This is a genomic window from Aeromonas sp. R4-3 (genome assembly GCF_040908275.1).
GTDB classification, from domain to species: Bacteria; Pseudomonadota; Gammaproteobacteria; order Enterobacterales; family Aeromonadaceae; genus Aeromonas; species Aeromonas rivipollensis.
Window position 1 is genome coordinate 26,955 of sequence record NZ_JBFODK010000017.1, and the last position, 18,152, is coordinate 45,106.

21 protein-coding genes, 2 tRNA genes and 1 pseudogene are annotated in these 18,152 nt (G+C 64.0%); 15 read left to right on the forward strand and 9 right to left on the reverse strand.

What is annotated here, in order from left to right; translation table 11 throughout:
* Nucleotides 1-18: 18 nt before the first annotated feature.
* The 4 genes and pseudogenes from AB5Y91_RS03195 to AB5Y91_RS03210 form a co-directional block, all read right to left on the reverse strand.
* A complete protein-coding gene (locus AB5Y91_RS03195; protein ID WP_234676075.1) occupies nucleotides 19-312 on the reverse strand; it encodes an antibiotic biosynthesis monooxygenase in 294 nt (97 codons plus the stop codon).
* A gap of 113 nt (nucleotides 313-425) precedes the next feature.
* Nucleotides 426-932, reverse strand: a complete 507-nt coding sequence (locus tag AB5Y91_RS03200) for a GNAT family N-acetyltransferase (protein ID WP_139745335.1) — start codon at nucleotides 930-932, stop codon at nucleotides 426-428.
* Between the two features lie 167 nt (nucleotides 933-1,099).
* Complete coding sequence (locus tag AB5Y91_RS03205) at nucleotides 1,100-1,492, reverse strand: NUDIX domain-containing protein (RefSeq protein ID WP_106886679.1); 393 nt, start codon at nucleotides 1,490-1,492, stop codon at nucleotides 1,100-1,102.
* Nucleotides 1,489-2,072 (reverse strand): annotated as a pseudogene (locus AB5Y91_RS03210) (class IV adenylate cyclase). The gene AB5Y91_RS03205 and the pseudogene AB5Y91_RS03210 overlap by 4 nt, the downstream one beginning before the upstream one ends.
* Before the next feature lie 270 nt (nucleotides 2,073-2,342).
* Between AB5Y91_RS03210 and AB5Y91_RS03215 the strand changes: the two are divergent.
* The 4 genes from AB5Y91_RS03215 to AB5Y91_RS03230 all read left to right on the forward strand — a co-directional run bounded on the left by AB5Y91_RS03215 (nucleotide 2,343) and on the right by AB5Y91_RS03230 (nucleotide 4,652).
* The gene (locus AB5Y91_RS03215; RefSeq protein WP_368169059.1) at nucleotides 2,343-3,188 is read left to right on the forward strand and encodes a DUF5718 family protein; all 846 of its coding nucleotides are present in this window, start codon (nucleotides 2,343-2,345) and stop codon (nucleotides 3,186-3,188) included.
* Nucleotides 3,189-3,322: 134 nt separating this feature from the next.
* Nucleotides 3,323-3,655, forward strand: a complete 333-nt coding sequence (locus AB5Y91_RS03220; protein ID WP_368169068.1) for a YnfA family protein — start codon at nucleotides 3,323-3,325, stop codon at nucleotides 3,653-3,655.
* 35 nt (nucleotides 3,656-3,690) lie between these two features.
* Nucleotides 3,691-4,152 carry an N-acetyltransferase family protein gene (locus AB5Y91_RS03225; RefSeq protein ID WP_368169069.1) on the forward strand — a complete coding sequence of 154 codons (462 nt, stop codon included), beginning with the start codon at nucleotides 3,691-3,693 and terminating at the stop codon, nucleotides 4,150-4,152.
* 59 nt (nucleotides 4,153-4,211) lie between these two features.
* Nucleotides 4,212-4,652 (forward strand): acetyltransferase, encoded by a 441-nt coding sequence (locus AB5Y91_RS03230; RefSeq protein WP_368169060.1) that lies wholly within the window; start codon nucleotides 4,212-4,214, stop codon nucleotides 4,650-4,652.
* Nucleotides 4,653-4,725: 73 nt separating this feature from the next.
* Here AB5Y91_RS03230 and AB5Y91_RS03235 read toward each other — a convergent pair whose 3' ends face one another.
* On the reverse strand, nucleotides 4,726-6,120 hold the full coding sequence (locus tag AB5Y91_RS03235; RefSeq protein WP_368169061.1) for a DEAD/DEAH box helicase: 1,395 nt from the start codon (nucleotides 6,118-6,120) through the stop codon (nucleotides 4,726-4,728).
* Nucleotides 6,121-6,396: 276 nt separating this feature from the next.
* Nucleotides 6,397-6,873, reverse strand: a complete 477-nt coding sequence (locus tag AB5Y91_RS03240; protein WP_368169062.1) for a glutathione peroxidase — start codon at nucleotides 6,871-6,873, stop codon at nucleotides 6,397-6,399.
* Nucleotides 6,874-7,082: 209 nt separating this feature from the next.
* On the opposite strand from AB5Y91_RS03240, the gene AB5Y91_RS03245 reads away from it, so the two are divergent.
* Both AB5Y91_RS03245 and AB5Y91_RS03250 read left to right on the forward strand, forming a co-directional pair.
* Entirely contained in the window at nucleotides 7,083-7,691 is a 609-nt protein-coding gene (locus AB5Y91_RS03245; protein ID WP_163157388.1) for a 2OG-Fe(II) oxygenase, read from the forward strand.
* Nucleotides 7,692-7,903: 212 nt separating this feature from the next.
* Nucleotides 7,904-8,890: a D-alanine--D-alanine ligase gene (locus tag AB5Y91_RS03250; RefSeq protein WP_368169063.1), complete on the forward strand. Its 987-nt coding sequence runs from the start codon at nucleotides 7,904-7,906 to the stop codon at nucleotides 8,888-8,890.
* Between the two features lie 277 nt (nucleotides 8,891-9,167).
* Here AB5Y91_RS03250 and AB5Y91_RS03255 read toward each other — a convergent pair whose 3' ends face one another.
* Nucleotides 9,168-9,596: a VOC family protein gene (locus tag AB5Y91_RS03255; protein ID WP_025327092.1), complete on the reverse strand. Its 429-nt coding sequence runs from the start codon at nucleotides 9,594-9,596 to the stop codon at nucleotides 9,168-9,170.
* A 183-nt stretch (nucleotides 9,597-9,779) separates the two neighbouring features.
* Between AB5Y91_RS03255 and AB5Y91_RS03260 the strand changes: the two genes are divergently transcribed.
* From AB5Y91_RS03260 to AB5Y91_RS03270, 3 genes are all read left to right on the forward strand, one after another.
* Nucleotides 9,780-10,565, forward strand: coding sequence for a tRNA-uridine aminocarboxypropyltransferase (locus AB5Y91_RS03260; RefSeq protein WP_368169064.1), 786 nt, complete (start codon nucleotides 9,780-9,782; stop codon nucleotides 10,563-10,565).
* Nucleotides 10,566-10,594: 29 nt separating this feature from the next.
* The gene (locus tag AB5Y91_RS03265) at nucleotides 10,595-10,723 is read left to right on the forward strand and encodes a hypothetical protein (RefSeq protein ID WP_263686348.1); all 129 of its coding nucleotides are present in this window, start codon (nucleotides 10,595-10,597) and stop codon (nucleotides 10,721-10,723) included.
* A 296-nt stretch (nucleotides 10,724-11,019) separates the two neighbouring features.
* A complete protein-coding gene (locus AB5Y91_RS03270; RefSeq protein WP_368169065.1) occupies nucleotides 11,020-11,799 on the forward strand; it encodes a TSUP family transporter in 780 nt (259 codons plus the stop codon).
* 1 nt (nucleotide 11,800) lies between these two features.
* Here the strand turns inward: AB5Y91_RS03270 and AB5Y91_RS03275 are convergent, their stop codons facing one another.
* Both AB5Y91_RS03275 and AB5Y91_RS03280 read right to left on the reverse strand, forming a co-directional pair.
* On the reverse strand, nucleotides 11,801-12,742 hold the full coding sequence (locus tag AB5Y91_RS03275; protein WP_368169066.1) for a LysR family transcriptional regulator: 942 nt from the start codon (nucleotides 12,740-12,742) through the stop codon (nucleotides 11,801-11,803).
* Nucleotides 12,743-12,794: 52 nt separating this feature from the next.
* Nucleotides 12,795-13,712, reverse strand: a complete 918-nt coding sequence (locus AB5Y91_RS03280; protein WP_163157399.1) for a DMT family transporter — start codon at nucleotides 13,710-13,712, stop codon at nucleotides 12,795-12,797.
* A gap of 157 nt (nucleotides 13,713-13,869) precedes the next feature.
* On the opposite strand from AB5Y91_RS03280, the gene AB5Y91_RS03285 reads away from it, so the two are divergent.
* The 6 genes from AB5Y91_RS03285 (at nucleotide 13,870) to AB5Y91_RS03310 (ending at nucleotide 17,997) form a co-directional block, all read left to right on the forward strand.
* The gene (locus AB5Y91_RS03285) at nucleotides 13,870-14,757 is read left to right on the forward strand and encodes a helix-turn-helix domain-containing protein (RefSeq protein ID WP_368169067.1); all 888 of its coding nucleotides are present in this window, start codon (nucleotides 13,870-13,872) and stop codon (nucleotides 14,755-14,757) included.
* 62 nt (nucleotides 14,758-14,819) lie between these two features.
* The gene (locus AB5Y91_RS03290) at nucleotides 14,820-14,942 is read left to right on the forward strand and encodes a hypothetical protein (RefSeq protein ID WP_262110571.1); all 123 of its coding nucleotides are present in this window, start codon (nucleotides 14,820-14,822) and stop codon (nucleotides 14,940-14,942) included.
* A 76-nt stretch (nucleotides 14,943-15,018) separates the two neighbouring features.
* Nucleotides 15,019-16,653, forward strand: coding sequence for an ATP-dependent endonuclease (locus tag AB5Y91_RS03295; protein ID WP_106886689.1), 1,635 nt, complete (start codon nucleotides 15,019-15,021; stop codon nucleotides 16,651-16,653).
* 103 nt (nucleotides 16,654-16,756) lie between these two features.
* On the forward strand, nucleotides 16,757-17,476 hold the full coding sequence (locus tag AB5Y91_RS03300; RefSeq protein ID WP_106886690.1) for a hypothetical protein: 720 nt from the start codon (nucleotides 16,757-16,759) through the stop codon (nucleotides 17,474-17,476).
* 275 nt (nucleotides 17,477-17,751) lie between these two features.
* Nucleotides 17,752-17,828, forward strand: a tRNA-Met gene (locus AB5Y91_RS03305).
* Nucleotides 17,829-17,920: 92 nt separating this feature from the next.
* Nucleotides 17,921-17,997, forward strand: a tRNA-Met gene (locus AB5Y91_RS03310).
* The last annotated feature ends 155 nt before the right edge of the window (nucleotides 17,998-18,152 follow it).

Sequence of the window (18,152 nt, forward strand, 5' to 3'; positions counted from 1 at the left end):
AAGTTCATTCTGGGCTGATCAAGGTTGTACGGCCTGAAAATGCTCCACAGTGGGGAAGGGATCGTAGAAGTGATGGAGCAGCGCCTTCCACTGCTGGTACTGGGGAGAGCCGCGAAAGCCCAGGGTATGGTCCTCGAGCCGTTGCCAGTTGACCAGCAGCAGGTAGCGGTGTGAGTCGGTCAGTGAACGTTGCAACTGGTGGCCGGCGTAACCGGGCAGGGTGCTGATGATGCGCTGGGCCTGCTCGAATGCCTGCTCGAAGGCGGCAGCCTGGCCCGGGATGATCTGCAGCGGGGCGACTTCCAATATCATGATGGCTCCTTGCCGTCTCTGGATGAAGGGGCCATTTGAGCAGTGAACGCGCCAATAAACAAGGCCAGCCTGGGGGCTGGCCTTGTTGCGTTGGGCCTTTGGGCTCTCGCCCCTCAGAGCTGCTTGTAGAAGAACTGGGTCGCCGCCAGGGTGCCGTCCGCGTTGCGGGCGAAGTCCGGGATCTGGCCGGCCTCCTGGTAGCCCAGCTGGCGGTAGAGGGTGGAGGCGATGTCGCCGACCCGGGTGTCCAGTACCAGCAGGGTGCGCCCGGCCTCGCGGGCCCCTTGCTCCATGGCCTGCATGAGGGCGCGACCCACCCCCTTGCCACGGGCCTGGCTGTGTACCATCAGCTTCTCCACCTCGGCCCTGTGACCGCCGTTGGCCTTGGTGCAGAGCGACAGCTGCAGGGCGCCCACCAGATGGTGCTGATCGAAGGCCACCCAGAGCCTGCGCACCCCGTCGGCCAGCTCCCCTTCGATGCCTTGCCAGTACTCCAATCCCCGCTCTTCCTGCAGGGGCGGCAGGAAGCCCACCGAGGCGCCGCTGGCCACGCAATCTTGCAGCAGTGTGATCAACGCAGGCTTGATGCCTCTGGTGCTATCGACCTCAAGGATCTCCATTGAAACTCCTCTTCTTGTATCCAATTGCCAATCCATTCGGGATTAACGGTTCAATCTTGCTCTGTCAGCCAGTCTCACTGCGGCGGGGCTGGAAGCCTGGCCAGGAGCCATCTCTGTCAGCCGGTGTTCCAGGGACGGAGCGGGAAGGCTGTTCAAGAGCCATCTCTCTAGCGGATCAGTCCCTGCTCAGCCAGCCACTGGAACAGCAGGCGGGAGACAGGGGAGACCTCGTTCAGATGGCGGCTGTCGAGCCAGCGGAGCTCGGCGATCTCCGCCGAGGCGGTGGGGCTGCCGTCAGCCTCCCCTGTGTAGCAGCGCAGCCGGACTTGCACCCCTTGCGGCTTGCCGTCGGCCTGGGCGCTGAACTCGCAGGCGAGGCGCAGGGTCTCGGGCTTGAGGCTGACCGCCAGCTCTTCCGCTATCTCCCGCACCAGGGCGGCCTCGTCGCTCTCCCCCGGCTCACGCTTGCCGCCGGGTATGTAGTAGAGGGCCTTGCCGTGGGAGCGGGCACAGAGCAGTTGCCCCTCCTTGAAGGTGAGCCAGGCGAGTTTGTCGATCATGGGGCTGATTCCTCTTGTTTCCTCTTTTCACAGGTTCGAAGGTGAGTTGACTGCTCGCACAGGGTGCGATAGGAGCGGGTCTCCCGCATCTCGGGGCTGAGCCCCAGCCGGGCGGCCAGCGCCAGCAGCTGCTCCCGGTAAGCGGGCAGTGCGGCCTCCTCGTCGGTCATGATGGCGAGCTCGGCAAAATCCCCTATCCCGGCCAGGCTGTCCAGGGTCAGATGGAAGGGGCCAAGGAAGTAGATGCTGCGCCGCTTGTCTATGGTCAGCACCCGTTGGTAGCCCAGGGTGCGCACCATGCTGATGGCCTTGTCCGCATCCGTGATGTTGACCGCCTCGCAGCGATTGGGCCCGGGTCCCTTGACTATCCAGAGCCGGATGCCGCCATGGTGCGGATCACCAGGCTCTTCTGCTCCCTCGCCAAGGCGCTGTCCGCCGTGTCGAAGTAGCAGTCCTGCTCATGATTGTCCGCCATCATCAGCTCGGGGCCGAGTGCCTCGAGGGCACGCAGGAAGGCCGCGCTATCCGCCAGGCGGTATTTGAACTCCACCTCGAAGCGACCCTGAAAATGTGTGGTCATGGCTCGGCACCGGCACCCAAACGGAAAATGAATAGGGCAGACTAGCAAAAGCGCGGGGCTCGCCCAAGCACCGGGATCACAGCTTGGCGCTGACTGCTCTCTTTATGACCATATGGTGAGGGAAAATCCGCCCTGGTGCACAGCTTGTGGCGGGGCGACTGGGCGCCGTCAGGGGGCTGTGCTCTAATAAGCTCCCTCTTTGGCGGTAGCCCTGCCGCCCTGAACTTAGACAACGAGGCGGCGGCCCGGGTCGCGCCAATGGAGCCACAGATGCAGATCACTGAATTGAGCAACTTCATCGGATTGGGGGTGGCGGGCAACTTCGCCGGCCATCTGGAGCAGGCCGGCGAGGCGGCGGACTTCGTCGCCGTCAAGGTCGCGGACAAGGTTGCCCCCAAGGCGCTGTTCCCCTTCTATGTGCCAGGCCATCCGGGCCAGCTCGGCGTCTTCCCATTGAGCGGTGAGGCCATCTTCCTGCCAGAGGCGGCGGTGAGCGGCGACGAGAAGGTGCAAATCGAACCCGAGGTGGCGCTCTGGTGCGAGCTGGAGTACGCGGGGGAGCAGGTGGTGGCCATACATCCCAGGGCGTTCGGCGCCTACAACGACTGCTCCATCCGTCGCCCCAACGCCAGAAAGATCAGCGAGAAGAAGAACTGGGGGGAGGAGAGCAAGGGGCTGGCGGCCACTCTGCTGCCCCTTAACCATTTTGCCCCGGGTTGCGAGCTCGACGACTATCGCATCGCCTGCTATCTGGAGCGCGATGGCGAGCTGCACCCCTATGGGGTTGACAGCGCGGCTGTGGATTACAGCTACTTCCATCAGCAGCTGCTCGACTGGGCCATCGACAAGTTCAACCATCAGCAGGATGAGGGCCCGGCCGAGCATATCCAGGGGCTGCTGGCCCAGGCGGGGCGTCCGGCCCACGCCCTCATCAGCATAGGCGCCACCCGCTATACCCCCTTCGGCGAGACTCACTTCCTCGCGCCCGGCGACACCTCCTGCGTGGTGGTCTACCCGGCCAGCCGTTACGGCGAAGCGGATATTCGCGAGGCCATCCGCAGCCGAACCTTTGGCCCGGATGTCTCTGCCTTGCTCCAGGCAGTCAGGGTCCGTTGACCCCTTCCTTCCCCCACGCCCGTGGGGGAAGGTTTGCCCTCCCTTCCTCCAGGCCTGCTGCGCCGCCGTGCTTACATAACCCAATGCGTTGTTTTAACATTCAGCCTCTATCACCTTCTTGCTAGAGACCCATGATGCTGGAGTTCAAAACGATCGGGCTGTTCCTGATCACCGCGCTGGCCGAAATTGTCGGCTGCTATCTGCCCTACCTGTGGCTGACCCAGGGGCGGAGCGCCTGGTTGCTGCTGCCGGCAGGCCTGAGTCTCGTCCTCTTTGCCTGGCTGCTCTCCCTGCATCCGACCGCCGCCGGCCGTGTCTATGCCGCCTATGGGGGCGTCTATATCTTCGTGGCCATCCTCTGGCTCTGGGCGGTGGATGGCATCAGACCCACTGTGTGGGACTGGGTCGGTTCCGGCGTCGCCCTGACGGGCATGGCCATCATCATGTTTGCCCCCAGATCCGCATAGGGCGCCGGGGAATACAGAAGATCAGGAGGGTTGCCATTGTGGTGATCAGAGAGTGCAAGGAAGAGGATCTGGCGGGCCTGCTCAGTCTTTACGCCGAGCTCAGGCCCAATGATCCCGTGCTGGCGCCGTCGGTGGCCAGGGAGGCGCTGAGGCGACTGCTGGCCGAGCCCGGAGTACGACTCCTGGTGGCCGAGGTGGAGGGCCAGCTGGCCGCCACCTGCCAGCTCGGGGTGATCCCGACCCTGACCAACGGCGGCAGGCCCTTTGCCATCATAGAGCACGTGGTGACGGCCTCTGCGTTTCGGCGACAGGGGGTGAGCCAGCAGCTATTGGCGCAGGCCCTGACCCTGGCCTGGGAGCTGGATTGCTACAAGGTGATGCTGCTGTCGGGGGAGGGGCGCGAAGGGGCCCATCGCCTGTACGAAAAGCTGGGCTTCAAGGCCGGCATCGAGAAGGGCTTTGTCATCAAGCAGGCCGAGGCCAGGGCAACCCCCTGACGGCGCCCGGCCCCTGGACCCGGCATTGGCCTTTTCACCACAGATGGAATTAACGCACCATGAAGATTGAACAAGCGGACACCGGGGATTACCAGGCTCTGATCGCCCTCTGGGAGGCCTCGGTGCGCGCCACCCATCACTTCCTGCAAGAGGCGGACATCACCGCCCTCAAACCCCTGATCCTGAAGCACTATTTTGCGGCCGTGGATCTGGTCTGCGCCAGGGGAGAGGAGGGGGAGATAGCCGGTTTCTGCGGTGTGCACAATGGCAACATCGAGATGCTCTTCATCGCCCCCGAGGCGAGAGGACGCGGGGTCGGCCGCCTGCTGGTGGCCCACGCCATCCAGCGGCAAGGGGCGAGAAGGGTGGACGTCAACGAGCAGAATGCCCAGGCCCTCGGCTTCTATCAGCACCTGGGTTTCGGGGTGACGGGGCGCTCTCCCCTGGATGGCCAGGGCAAGCCCTATCCCCTGCTGCACATGGCCCTGGCCGCCGAGTAAGGGCGCCAGAGCATAAAAAAACCGCCCTCGTGAAGTGGGCGGTTTTTTTGTGTCAGGTCGGCAACAGCTTGCCTTACTCCTCGCTGGAGTTGTCCTGATAGTCATCGCGCTGGGCCTTGGGCAGGCGGCGCATGGGGGTGAAGCCGATGTCTTCCCCCACGACCTCGCGCTTGCGGGCCGGGGCCGGCTTCTTGGGGCCGTCCCCTTTGGCCTTGCCTTTGGCCGCGTCAGGCTTGCCTTTGGCATTGTTGCTCTTGGCGTTGGCATGGCCGCGGTCACGGGGCGGGTTTTGCACCGGCTTGCTGCCTGGCAGGGTCTGGCGGCTCGGCTTGCCGCTCGGCTCGTACCCTTCCAGGATCTCCACCGTCAGGGATTGGCCGATCAGGGCCTCGATATCCTTGAGCTGGCCCAGCTCGTCCTGGCTCACCAGGGAGATGGCCTCGCCGCCACGGCCGGCGCGACCGGTGCGGCCGATGCGGTGGATGTAATCCTCCGCCATCTGGGGCAGCTCGAAGTTGATCACGTGGGGCAGCTGATCGATGTCCAGACCGCGAGCGGCGATGTCGGTGGCGACCAGCACCCGCACCTTGCCCTCGCGGAAATCGGCCAGCGCCCGGTTGCGGGCACCCTGGCTCTTGTCGCCGTGAATGGCGACGGTATTGAGGCCATCTTTTTGCATCTGCTGGGCGAGGCGGTCGGCGATCTGCTTGGTACGCACGAACACCAGCACTCGCTGCCAGTTGCCACGGCCGATCATGTGAGAGAGCATCTCGCGGCGGCGTTCCCGGTCGACCTGGATGACGCGCTGGGTCACCTGATCGGCGGCGGTGTTGCTGGGATCCACCTCGATCAGGGTGGGGTCATTGAGCAGATCGTCCGCCAGCGCCTTGATGTCATTCGAGAAGGTGGCGGAGAAGAGCAGGGTCTGCCGCTCGTCCGGCAGCGCCTTCATGATGCGGCGAATGTCGGTGATGAAGCCCATGTCGAGCATTCTGTCCGCTTCATCCAGCACCAGCACTTCCAGGGAGCTCAGGGTGAGAGCCCCCTGGGTCAGCAGATCCAGCAGGCGGCCCGGGGTGGCGACCAGGATGTCGACCCCGAGCTTGATGGCGTCCAGGTTCGGCTTGATGCTGACGCCGCCATAGGCGATCAGGGTGCGGAACGGCAGATGATGGGCGTACTTGATGATGCTCTCGCCCACCTGGGCGGCGAGCTCCCGGGTCGGGGTCAGCACCAGGGCGCGGACCTGACGGCGACCGCCACGGCCGTGGTTGGCCAGCAGACGGTGCAACATGGGCAGGGTGAAACCGGCGGTCTTGCCTGTGCCTGTCTGGGCACCGCCCAGCACGTCCTGACCGGCCAGAATGGCCGGGATGGCTTGCTTCTGTATGGGGGTGGGTTGTTCGTAACCCAGCTCCTTGACGGCCCGCAGTATGTGCGGTGACAGACCCAGTTCATTGAATGACATGTTCGAGAGAAACTCCGAGCCTTGGGCTCAACGGGTGACGACAGCCTGGGCCCGTCACGACATGGAAGAAGGTGGGTAGCGGGTCAGGGCAGGGCCTGATCCCTTCAGGCCCGTCCCGCGGGCGCTACGACACGAAAAAGATAATGGGCGCGTAATATAGCAGAAGTGACGCAGGCACGCAGTAACGGCGTCACGAAGGAGGACCCGGGGCACAAAGGGGCGCGCCGAGTCCGATGGGAGAGGGGCCATGGCCGTCTGTCGCCCGGGGTGCCCGGCTCACAGCAGCCCCTGGATGGCCCCCGCCAGATCCTCGGGTTTGGTCTGGGGGGCGAAGCGGTCCACCACCCGGCCCTCCCGATCGAGCAGGAACTTGGTGAAGTTCCACTTGATGGCCTCGCTCCCGAGCAGCCCGGGTTTTTGCTGCTTGAGCCAGCGATAGAAGGGGTGGGCCTGCTCGCCATTGACCTCGCACTTGACCATCAGGGGGAAGCTCACCGGGTAATCCAGCGAGCAGAAGCGGGCTATCTCCTCGGCATCCCCGGGCTCCTGGTGGCCGAACTGATCGCAGGGGAAGCCAAGGATCACCAGGCCCTGCTCACCAAACTGGCGATGAAGCGCCTCCAGCCCGGTGTATTGGGGGGTGAAGCCGCAGCGGCTGGCCACGTTGACCACCAGCAGGACCTTCCCTTGCAGGGCGTCACCGGGAAACTCGCTGCCATCGAGTCGTTGCAGGGGGATAGTGGGCAAGGGCATGGCGCTCTCCTGAGTCATGGATGCAGAGGGAGACCCGTTTCGGGCCTTGTTTTCACGTTAGCGGGCCGGGGGCAGCGGGGCAAGGGGAAATCGGCGCCCGGGGCCAGTCCCTTATTGATGGCGGGACTTCTCAAGAGAAGCAATCCGGTTTGTGCCCAGGGGGGGAAGTCGCTACAAAGCGCACTCTCTCCACTCGCTGCGAGTCAATCTTGGACTATCAAGCCGTCATGGATGCCATTTACACCCGGGGATGGGTGATTGTGGATGATTTCTTAACCGCCTCCGAGGTGGATGCCTTGCGGGCCTGCCTGCCGGGGGAGTGGCAACCTGCGGGGATAGGGCGGGAGGGGTTGCATCAGGGTAATCCGGAGATCCGCCGTGATCAGATCCACTGGCTGGATCCCTCCCTGGGCGCCCCCGTGGCCGACTATCTGGCCCGCATGGAGTCCCTGCGTCTGGCGGCCAATCGCAACCTGATGCTGGGGCTGTTCGACTATGAGGCCCACTTCGCCCGCTACCGCAGCGGCGACTTCTATGCGACTCACCGCGACGCCTTTGCCGGGCGCTCCAACCGCCGTCTCACCTCGGTGTTCTACTTGAACAACGGCTGGCAGCCCCAGGCGGGCGGCGTGTTGCGGGTCTATGACAACGACGAACAGTTTCTGATGGATGTCTCCCCCAAGGGGGGGCGGCTGGTGCTCTTCCTGTCGGAGGAGTTTCCCCACGAGGTGCTGCCTGCGAGCGAGGAGCGTTACAGCATCGCTGGCTGGTTTCGGGTCAATGGCAATGGCGCCGGGCGGGTAGATCCCCCTCGCTGAGTCCGTTTCGTCCCATTTTTGACACAGGCGCCTCTTTTTACGGGCCAGGATGGGGGGATGGCGGCCCCATCGGCTGACAAGGCTTCCTCTCCCTTGCTACACTGGCCGCACTTATGTTCGTATCTGGCTTCGCCCGTTGTTTGGTGCGCAGGTCGCGCAGCCGGATTTTCCCCGGCCATGACGAAGCCGCTTCTCCCAAGGGATCACATCTAATGAAGAACATGCATGTCTTGCTGCTGTGCGGCGGCGGTGGCGCCGAGCACGAAGTCTCTCTGCGCAGTGCCAATTTCCTCGAACAACAGCTCGGTCTCCTGCCTGGGGTCGAAGTGACCCGGGTCGAGATGTTCGCCGACCGCTGGCTCAGTGCCGACGGCCGCGAGTGCAAGCTGGGGCTGGACAAGCTGCTCTCCTTTGACAGCGTGGCCCGTCCGGTGGACTACGTGGTGCCCTGCATCCACGGCTATCCGGGTGAGACCGGCGATCTGCAATCCTTCCTCGAGCTGGCGGGCCTGCCCTATCTGGGGTGTGACGCCGAGGCGAGCAAGATCTGCTTCAACAAGATCAGCACCAAGCTGTGGCTCTCCGCCATCGGCATCCCCAATACCCCCTATCTGTTTTTGACCGAGCAGGGTGATGAGGCACTCGCCGAGGCGAGAGCCGCGCTGGCCAAGTGGGGCAAGGTGTTTATCAAGGCCGCCTCGCAAGGGTCATCCGTGGGCTGCTACTCCGCCAGCAACGAGGCCGAGCTGCTGCAGGGGATCAAGGATGCCTTCGGTTACTCCGAGCAGGTGCTGATAGAGAAGGCGGTCAAGCCCCGCGAGCTGGAAGTGGCTGTCTACCAGTACGGCGACGAGCTGGTGGCCACCTATCCCGGGGAGATCTGCGTGCCCCAGGACAAGTTCTACACCTATGAAGAGAAGTACAGCAGCGCCAGCCACACCGAGACGGCGCTCAAGGCAGAAGGCTTGACCCAGGCCCAGTCTGACGCCATTCACGCCTACTCCCTCAAGGCCTTCCGTCAGCTGAAGTTGACCCATCTGTCACGCATCGACTTCTTCCTGACCGAGGATGGCGAGATACTGCTAAACGAGATCAACACCTTCCCGGGCATGACCTCCATCTCCATGTTCCCGAAACTGCTGGAGCATCACGGTCACAGCTTCGCTCGCTTCCTCGAGCAGAATCTGCGCCCCGCCTGAGGGCGCCGACAAGGCATAGCAACAAGCGAGGGGCCCAAGGGCCCCTCTGTCGTTGTTGCGGTGTCGTCATGGCCCTCAGGGTTGCTGGCAATCCCCGGGGAATAGAAGTGAACAGCCAAATGTGCGCCCCTTGTGGATGGGCAATGAGCGCCAATGTAGCGCTGTCGTCATGACCCTCAGGGTTGCTGGCAATCCCCGGGGAATAGAAGTGAACAGCTAAATGTGCGCCCCTTGTGGATCGGCGATGAGCGCCAATCTAGCGCTGTCGTCATGACCATCAGGGTTGCTGGCAATCCCCGGGGAAGGGAGTGAACAGCCAGATGTGCGCCCCTTGCGGATCGGCGATGAGCGCCATGCGCCCGACTGTGGGGATGTCCATGGCGGGCACCACTAGGCTGCCGCCATGCTGGGTCACCCTGGCCAGCCTGGCATCGACGTCATCCACCGCTATGTAGGTCGCCCAGTGGGGCGGCACGCCAGCCATCTGGGGGTTGCCCCGGGTGGATTGCACCCCGGCCACCGGTCGGCCGTTGACCACCAGCATGGGGTAGTTGCCTCCCTCCATCTCCATGAGCTGACTCTCCCAGCCGAGCACCTCGGCGTAGAAGCGGATCCCGGCCTCGCCGTCGGGCACATAGAGCTCGTGCCAGGTAAAGGTGGATCCTTCGGCCAGGGCGTGCTCCCTGGCCATGTCTGGTTCTGCCATCTTCTCCTCCTGTGTCCCATCGGCCTTCCCGTGCGTGGGATGATGGGATGAGGACCAAGTATAGAGCGGCGCGTTGGGCCTGGGCGTCTGGCTGGGCAGATGCCGCGCACCTTGCCCCCGGCAGACCCGCTCGCTACAATCTTCCCCCTTTTTCCCGCAGACCCTGTCGCCGAGCCGCGCCCCATGAAGCCCATCCCCGATCATGCCGTCAACCGCCTGCGCATCTGGCGCAAGAGCATCTCTACCCGTCCCTTTCTCGCCCGTGGTGGCAGCGTGCCCCGCTGCGAGGCCTGCCAGCTGCGTCATGCCTGGTGTGCCTGCGAGTGGCGCCCCGAGCTCAAAGCCGAGGCGGGCTTTTGCCTCTTGATGTATGACAGCGAACCCATGAAGCCGTCCAACACCGGCCGTCTCATTGCCGACGTCTTGCCCCAGACGACCTGGGCCTTTCTCTGGAAGCGCACCCAGCCCCATCCCGAGCTGCTGGCCTTGCTGGCGGATCCCGCCTGGCAGCCCTATGTGGTGTTCCCCGCCTGCGAGAAGAACCCGGCCCGGGTGACCGAGCGGGTGGCCCTGGCCCCTGGCAAGAAGCCGCTCTTCATCCTGCTGGACGGCACCTGGCCCGAAGCGCGCAAGATGTTCAACATGAGCCCCTATCTGGATGGCTTCCCCGTGCTGTCGGTGCGGCCGGACGCGCTCTCCACCTATGGCATGCGGGTCGCCCACTGCGATGAGCACCTGTGCACCGCCGAGGTGGCGGCCTGCGTGCTGGAAGTAGCCGGTGAGCTGCAGGCAGGCCAGGCGTTGCAACATTGGTTCAATCTGTTCAGCAGCCGCTATATGGCGGGCAGGGTGAGCCGGGCGCCCGGCGAGGACGAGACCTCGCTGTTGCAGGCCCTGGAGGCGATCAAGGGGGAGGTTGCCGAGTCTGCCGCGGAGCGGGGCGAGGCCAGCGTGGCAACCCTGGTTTAACCGGCTCGGCTGAATGGCGAAGGTAGGGGATGGGCATCATCGGACAAGCTGATCGCCCCAATTGCCGTGCCTGTGATCAGGAATGGATGGAGTTGGATTCACCACCTGCCGCTGTTTCGTTCGCTTTGGCGGTCGATGCCAAGGTGGCGACCTATTGATGAAAATCAGGAGGTGAATCGATCGTCTGCCACAGTGTCGTTCGCTTTGGCAGACGATAGCAAGGCAGTGTCCACATTGATGAAAATCAGGAGTTGAATCGATCGTCTGCCACAGTGTCGTTCGCTTTGGCAGACGATGGCAAGGCAGTGTCCACATTGATGAAAATCAGGAATCAGTTGGCTGCCATTGTTTCGTTAGCCTCATGAGCCTGCCCCCGTTAGGATAGCGACCTGCATTGTGCTCAAACAGGACACCCGGGGTTGCCGCGGGTGGCCGCATCACACGAGGTTTATGGATGGAACTGGAACTGCTCACCCTGGTTGCCCTGTTCGGGGTCGCCCTTATCGCCGGCTTTATCGACGCCATCGCCGGAGGCGGCGGTCTGCTGACGGTGCCGGCCTTGCTTGCCACCGGCATGCCGCCCGCCCTGGTGCTCGGCACCAACAAGCTGCAGAGCAGTTTCGGCTCCTTCTCCGCCACCTGGTTCTATGCCCGCAAGGGGCTCCTGGAGTGGGCCATCATCTGGCCGGCGGTCATCTGCACCTTCATCGGTGCGGCCATCGGCACCCTGGCGGTGCAGACCATAGACGCCGCCATCCTGGAGCGCCTCTTGCCCTTCCTGCTGATGGCGTTCGCCTGTTACTTCTATTTCTCCCCCAGGGTGAGCGATGCGGAGAGCCAGCGCCGTCTCACCCCCATGCTGTTCGCTTTGCTGGTGGGGGGGGGGGTCGGTTTCTATGACGGTTTCTTCGGCCCCGGCACCGGCTCCTTCTTCGCCATCGGCTTCGTGGCCCTGGCAGGCTTTGGCATGGCCAGAGCCACTGCCCACACCAAGCTGCTCAACTTCACCTCCAACATCGCCTCCCTGCTGTTCTTTGCCCTCGGCGGCAAGGTGGTGTGGAGCGTGGGTTTCTGCATGGCGCTGGGCCAGTTCATCGGGGCCCGTTTCGGTTCCAAGCTGGTGCTGATAAAAGGGGTGAAGCTCATCAAGCCGCTGCTGGTGACCGTCTCCCTGGTGATGTCCGCCAAGCTGGTGTGGAGTCAGTACCCCGAGCTGTTCAGCTGGCTCGTCTGAGTCATTTATAGCCTTGGCTCACCCGGGCGAAGTGGGCCCGGATCGCCTCGACCAGGCGCTGGATCCGCGCCCGCTTGAGGCTGCTCGGCCGATAGACCAGGTGCAGCGGGCGCGCTAGCCCAGGCAGGGCGCGCGCCCTTTTCCCCTGATCCCCCACCAGGGCCAGCAGTCCGGCCGGCAGCAGCACCGGGCCTATGCCCGCCTTGGCCAGCTCGATCAGCGCCAGGTAGGAGTCGAGCTCCATGGCCGGCACCAGCCCGAGCGCGGCCAGGGGATCCCGCAGATAGCGATTGGAGGGGTTCTCCAGATCCATGGTCAGGATCTTGCGCACCTTCTCCTGCACCAGGGTTTCCTCACCCAGATCTCTTTGTGTCAACGGCTTGCCACTCGCCCTGTCTGGCGAGGCAACCCTGTGATCCGGCTGCGCCGCCGTCTCCTGATCGTCCCCCACCAGATAGAAGGGCTCCTCCAGCAGCAGCTCGGCACAGAGGCCGTGGCCGGGGGGCAGCCGACCGGCGCAGATGCCGAGCAGGGCATCGCCACCGCGCACCCGCGTCAGTATCACCGGGGTGTGGTGAGTGGAGAGTGCAAGGTGAGGATCTTGCTCAAGGTAGTCGTGCATGAAGCGTGCTAGGTAGCCCGCCAGCAGGGTCTCGGAGCAGGCGACGGGCAGGGGGGTCTGGTCGGTGAGGGTCTGGCTGTCCGCCAGCACCCCCTTCATCTCCGCCAGGCTCGGGGCCACCCGGGCGAGCAGCTCCCGGGCCTGGGGGGTGAGGCGAGTCTGGCGGCCATCCGGCTCGATGAGCCGCTTGCCAAGGCGCTGCTCCAGCTGGGTGATGCGCTTGCTCACCGCCGACTGGCTGATATAGAGGCGGCTCGCGACCTTGGCCATGGTGCCCTCGCTCGCCAGCAGGCAGAGTGTCTCCAGCCCTTCCAGTAACATGCTTCCTCCGTTCAACCTCTGTTGGGAGGGGTTACCTTAGGGGCTGCTGGCATCAGGGGCAAGTCCCGTCTGTCACCCGTGACAGCGGCCAGCGCCACGTCTTGACGGGCGGGGCGAAGATCACCAGGTTGCCGATAAGGCTCACCACCACACCCAGGATGGAGACCGTCTGCCAGACGAAGCCCTCATACAGGGTGGAGAGGCTCAGCGCCACCAGGGGAAACAGAACAGTAGCATAGGCCGCCTTGCTGGCGCCGATGCGCCCCACCAGGGTGAGGTAGGCGGTGAAGGCGATGACGGAGCCGAAGATGGCCAGATAGACCATGGCCGCGAGGTAGCGGGGCTCGGTCGGCAGGGTCAGGGACTGACCCAGCACCATGACCCAGCCCAGCAGCAGCACTACCCCGTACACCATGCCCCAGGGCACCATCTGCAACACCTGATAGCCCTGGCGCTGGCCGCGAGCCGAGACAAGGTTCCCGAGGGAGAAGCAGAGGGTCCCCGCACAGGCAAACAGCAGCCCCTTCCAGCCGTTTGCACCCAGTTGCGCATCCGCCAGCACGGGCCAGAACAGCAGCAGTGTGCCCATGAGCCCCAGCAGCGACCCCTGCAACCAGCGCATGCCGGGGCGCTTGCCCTCGAACAGCCAGAGGTTGAGGCCGTTGAAGATGCTGGCGCTGGCGAAGATCACCGCCGACAGGCCGCTCGGGATGTAGAGGGTGGCGTGGTAGAAGCAGAGAAAGTTGGTGGAGAAGAGCAGGGCGCCGAGCAGGGCCGCATAACGCTGGCCCGCCCAGGGCAGGCGCGGGAACTTGCCGCTTAACGTGAGCAGGGCAAAGAGCGCCAGCGCCGCCAGGGCGAAGCGGTAGAGCACAGAGACTTCGATGGGAATGGGACCGAGCTGCCAGGCGATGGCGATCCAGGTACTACCCCAGATGAGGACGGTGGAAACATACAGCAGGAGGTTCATAAGCGGATCCGAGCAAAAGGGGAGTGACATGGGGATCAGCATGGGCCGGACGGCGTGAGCTGGCTTGCACCATCTTGCGGTTTTTTGTGGCCGGCAGCAGCGCTCGGCGAGCCGCCGCGATAAGATGTCGGCACGGGAACAAGGATGAGGCAGACAGGTGCAGCAGAGACGACAGGCGGGGGTGTTCGATGCCCTGGTCAGCACGGGGGCGCGGCTGGAGGACTCCTGCTGGCTGGAGCCCGGGCTCGGGGTGGCCAGCTGGCGCAACCGCTACGATCAGACCCGTTACCACAAGCCGGGTCACCACACCATCAGCGTCTATCTGCAGGGGGGCGAGCAGACCGAGCGCCTCGACGGTCCCGGCGGCCACGGTGGCACCGGCAAGGTGTGCATCATGCCGGATCACCACAGATCCGAATGGCTGGTGCGCGAGGAGTTTCGCTTCTTCCACCTCTACTTCACCCCTGAGCACCTCTGCCGCATCGCCGAACAGGTGTGCGACAAGGAGGGGCGTCATCTGGTGTTGCAGGACAAGACCTTCATCGAGGATCCCCAGGCCGCGGCCCTGGTGCAGGCACAGCTGATGAAGCTGGACTGGCAGAACGGGGTCGATCGCATGGCGCTCTCCCACGGCGCCTGGATGCTGATGCTCCATGCCTATCGTCACCATACCCGTGAAGCGCCTGGGCTCCCCGAGGTGCGAGGCGGCCTGGCACCCGCGGTGATCCGGCGGGTGCAGGAGTATCTGCTGGCCCACCTGGCCGAGCCCGTCACCCTGGGCGAACTCGCCCGGGAGGCGGGCCTGAGCGAATATCACTTCGCCCGCATGTTCGGCCAGAGCCTGGGTTGCCCGCCCCATCGCTACCTGCAGGGGCTCAGGCTCCAGCGGGCCAAGCAGTTGCTGGCAGGGAGTGACCCCCTGGCCAGCATCGCCGCTCAGTGCGGTTTCTCCTCCCAGGCCCATTTTGGCAATCGCTTTCGGGAGGCGTTCGGCCTGAGCCCGGGGCAGTGGCGCGCCCAATTGTCATTCTCTTGTCACAGATAACGCTGAGACTCTGGGTGAAAGAGGTGTACCCTCTACCACTTACCCATAAAAAGGAATGCCCATTGAATCATCGCAAACGTCAGACCCGCACCCGCCACCTCTGGTTCAGCCACTGGAATGCCCCTCAGGATCGCGCCTGCCTGCCTACCCCTCCCGAACCCGTAGTGCCTCACAGTTCCCGCTGAAAACCCCAAGACCCGATAGGATTTTTCCGGCAACTTTGCCACTATTGCGCCATCAGGATGGACTGGATATGGCCGCATGTTTCTGGAACGCATTGAAGTCAAAGGTTTTCGCGGGATAAATCGGCTCTCGCTCGGGCTGGATCACACCACTGTTCTCATCGGTGAGAACGCCTGGGGCAAGTCCAGCCTGTTGCGTGCCCTCTGGTGCCTGCTGGGGGATGCCGAACCCTATCAATTCAGTCGCGATGATTTCCATCAGCCCGAAGACCCCGAGCTGAGCCCATCGCGCACCCTGCAACTGGTGCTCACCTTCAGCGAGTACCGCCCCCAGATGTGCCAGCACTCCCGCCGATTGGCGCGCCTTGGCGCGGCCTGGATCCCCCACAGGGACAAGTTCCACCGTATCCACTATCGCGCCAGCGCCGAGCTGCTGGACGATGGCAGCGTGCAGAGCACCCATGACTTTCTCGACGGCATCGGCAAGAGCCTGGCCATCGACAACAACGCGGAGCTGGTGCGTCTGCTCATCACCATGAACCCTGTGTTCCGGCTGCGGGATGCCCGTACCGCCCGCGACGGCATAGAGCAGCTGCCCTGGGACGATCTCTCCGAGCAGCGGCTCGGGGAGCTTGCCGGCAAGCTGACCGACGAGCCCCAGCGCATCGGCGAGCCCGAGCTCAAGGAGGCGCTGCAGGCGGTGCAGCAGTTGATGGAGCACTACTTCAGCGCCCTGGCCCCCATCAAGCACAAGCCCCGCAGCCAGCGGGAGATAGTCAATCGCCCCATGACCCTGCGCAACCCCGGCAACTTGCAGGTGCTGCTGCGCAGTGCGGACAACCGGGCCCTGCAACTGGCCATGGCAGGCATGGCCGCCATGCTGCTCCATGCCCGCGGCAACCGGGAGCTGGAGGAGGGGGCCAGGCCCATACTGATGCTGGAAGATCCCGAGAGCCGCCTGCACCCCACCATGCTGGCGCTGGCCTGGGGCCTGCTCGAGCAGTTGCCCGGCCAGAAGCTGCTCACCACCAACTCGGGGGATCTGCTCTCTTCCCTGCCACTTAACCAGGTGCGCCGCCTGGTGCGCCGCCAGCATGACATCCTCTGCCATCAGCTGGGGGGGGAGCGCTACAGCAGCGACGACTTGCGCAAAATTGCCTTCCACGTGCGGATCAACAGGCCCATGTCGATGTTTGCCCGCTGCTGGTTATTGGTGGAGGGGGAGACGGAGATCTGGCTGCTCTCCGAGCTCGCCCAGATCTGCGGCTACAGCCTGAGGGCGGAAGGGGTGCGCATCATAGAGTTCGCCCAGTGTGGCCAGGCCCCCCTCATCAAGGTGGCCCGCGACTTTGGCATAGAGTGGCACCTGCTCACCGACGGCGACGAGGCGGGCGCCAAGTACGCGAGCTCCGCCCGCTCCCTGCTCAAGGGGGAGCGGGAGCGGGACAGGATCACCCAGTTGCCCTCGGCGGACATAGAGCACTACCTCTACCACAACGGATTCGAGGCGGTGTTTCGGCGCGAGGCCGGGGTAGGGGGGCGCTCCACCCTCAACGCCGGGCGCATCATCTCCAAGGCCATTCACCATCGCAGCAAGCCCGGCCTGGCCCTGGCCGTGGTGGAGGAGGCGGAGCGCCTTGGCAGCGAACACATTCCCCCCATGCTCAAGCAGATGTTCGCGCGGGTGGTCGCCCTGGCCCGAGGCCAGAGCTAGTCTCGCAGGCGTTGGGTATGGGGGCGGGTTTGGGTATACTCGCCCCTTGTTTTTTGTTGCCGGGGCCCTTGGGCCCTGTCCTCTGTTTGCTGCCGGAGACCCTATGTTCGTCCAACTTCCTTTTTGGCTCTTTTCCCTGACCGGCCTGATGGCCCTGGGGGCCCTGATCGCGCTCGGGATCGTCTTGTGGCGCGGGGATCTCTGCCCGGGCCAGCGCTCGCGGATCACCAACCAGCTCTTCTCCATCTGGGTGATCACCGGCCTCTCCCTGATGCTGGGGATCGAAGCCGGGGTGACCGGCTGGCTGATTTGGTGCGGGGGCGCCGCCCTTATCCTGGGGATAGTGCTGTCCCTGGCCCAGTCCCGCCTCGAGGGCAAGCGCGCCATTCCCGCCAGCCTGCTGTGGCTGCCTGCCATGCCACTCGCCCTCTATGGCCTGGGCCTGCTGCAGATCCAGGGCTGGCTGAACGGGGCACTGCAGATGGTGCTGCTGGGCTCGGCCTTCGCACACCTGATGCTGCTGCGTGCCCGTCACCGTCTGCAAGCCTTCAACCTGCTGCTGCCGTTGGCGGGGCTGCTGGCCGCCATGCTGAGCCTGATCTGGCTGGCGGTGCTGGTGAGCGGGCAGGACAATGGCGCCGGGCTAGATGCCCTGATCCCCGGGGTGCTGACCCAGGCGGGCTTGCTCATCGCCGCCCTGCTGCTCTGGTTCAGCCCGATCTACCGGCAGCAGGAGACGGCTCCCGTGGTGTTGTCCGTGACCCTGTGCGGTCTCATCATCGCCCAGATAGCGGCGACCAGCGTGTTGCATCAGCTAGTCTGAGCCCGCCGCAACGCGTCATGAAGAATAGAGAAGCCCGCGCCGTCCCATAGGCGCGGGCTTTTTCATGCATATAGATAGGGGAATGGCACGCCGGATCCGGCAGCGCAACCTGGCAGGGAAGGGCCCTGAGCGGCAAGGTGATCACCTAGTTGACTGAAAAAACTACGGTTTGTTGCAAAAGAACACAGCATCTGATGGTTTAATCCCCTGGTAAATTTTTTTTAGGATAATTACTTGCAATCTCAGCGTTGGAGCCTATTATTGGCCACCTCAGACGCGGGGTGGAGCAGCTCGGTAGCTCGTCGGGCTCATAACCCGAAGGTCGTCGGTTCAAATCCGGCCCCCGCAACCATCTGAGTGTCGACATCGACAACACCCACAGGGTGACAGCGGATGAAGACGATTCGAACTGGCTACTGCTCGGCCACTTCGGAAAAATACGGACGCGGGGTGGAGCAGCTCGGTAGCTCGTCGGGCTCATAACCCGAAGGTCGTCAGTTCAAATCTGGCCCCCGCAACCAACTATTTGTCCTCATGGCTCGGTGTTGCATCGCAGCGGTGAGACGAAGACGCAAGATGCCACTGCTCGGCAGCTTGCGGGAAAGGTCTGGCAACGGACACACAATTCGGACGCGGGGTGGAGCAGCTCGGTAGCTCGTCGGGCTCATAACCCGAA

Excerpts from the sequence above, each read along its gene's own strand:
- AB5Y91_RS03195 (WP_234676075.1), bottom strand. The coding sequence starts at position 312 with ATGATATTGGAAGTCGCCCCGCTGCAGATCATCCCGGGCCAGGCTGCC.
- AB5Y91_RS03200 (WP_139745335.1), bottom strand. The coding sequence starts at position 932 with ATGGAGATCCTTGAGGTCGATAGCACCAGAGGCATCAAGCCTGCGTTG.
- AB5Y91_RS03205 (WP_106886679.1), bottom strand. The coding sequence starts at position 1,492 with ATGATCGACAAACTCGCCTGGCTCACCTTCAAGGAGGGGCAACTGCTC.
- AB5Y91_RS03215 (WP_368169059.1), top strand. The coding sequence starts at position 2,343 with ATGCAGATCACTGAATTGAGCAACTTCATCGGATTGGGGGTGGCGGGC.
- AB5Y91_RS03220 (WP_368169068.1), top strand. The coding sequence starts at position 3,323 with ATGCTGGAGTTCAAAACGATCGGGCTGTTCCTGATCACCGCGCTGGCC.
- AB5Y91_RS03230 (WP_368169060.1), top strand. The coding sequence starts at position 4,212 with ATGAAGATTGAACAAGCGGACACCGGGGATTACCAGGCTCTGATCGCC.
- AB5Y91_RS03235 (WP_368169061.1), bottom strand. The coding sequence starts at position 6,120 with ATGTCATTCAATGAACTGGGTCTGTCACCGCACATACTGCGGGCCGTC.
- AB5Y91_RS03240 (WP_368169062.1), bottom strand. The coding sequence starts at position 6,873 with ATGCCCTTGCCCACTATCCCCCTGCAACGACTCGATGGCAGCGAGTTT.
- AB5Y91_RS03250 (WP_368169063.1), top strand. The coding sequence starts at position 7,904 with ATGAAGAACATGCATGTCTTGCTGCTGTGCGGCGGCGGTGGCGCCGAG.
- AB5Y91_RS03255 (WP_025327092.1), bottom strand. The coding sequence starts at position 9,596 with ATGGCAGAACCAGACATGGCCAGGGAGCACGCCCTGGCCGAAGGATCC.
- AB5Y91_RS03260 (WP_368169064.1), top strand. The coding sequence starts at position 9,780 with ATGAAGCCCATCCCCGATCATGCCGTCAACCGCCTGCGCATCTGGCGC.
- AB5Y91_RS03265 (WP_263686348.1), top strand. The coding sequence starts at position 10,595 with ATGGGCATCATCGGACAAGCTGATCGCCCCAATTGCCGTGCCTGTGAT.
- AB5Y91_RS03270 (WP_368169065.1), top strand. The coding sequence starts at position 11,020 with ATGGAACTGGAACTGCTCACCCTGGTTGCCCTGTTCGGGGTCGCCCTT.
- AB5Y91_RS03275 (WP_368169066.1), bottom strand. The coding sequence starts at position 12,742 with ATGTTACTGGAAGGGCTGGAGACACTCTGCCTGCTGGCGAGCGAGGGC.
- AB5Y91_RS03280 (WP_163157399.1), bottom strand. The coding sequence starts at position 13,712 with ATGAACCTCCTGCTGTATGTTTCCACCGTCCTCATCTGGGGTAGTACC.
- AB5Y91_RS03295 (WP_106886689.1), top strand. The coding sequence starts at position 15,019 with ATGTTTCTGGAACGCATTGAAGTCAAAGGTTTTCGCGGGATAAATCGG.
- AB5Y91_RS03300 (WP_106886690.1), top strand. The coding sequence starts at position 16,757 with ATGTTCGTCCAACTTCCTTTTTGGCTCTTTTCCCTGACCGGCCTGATG.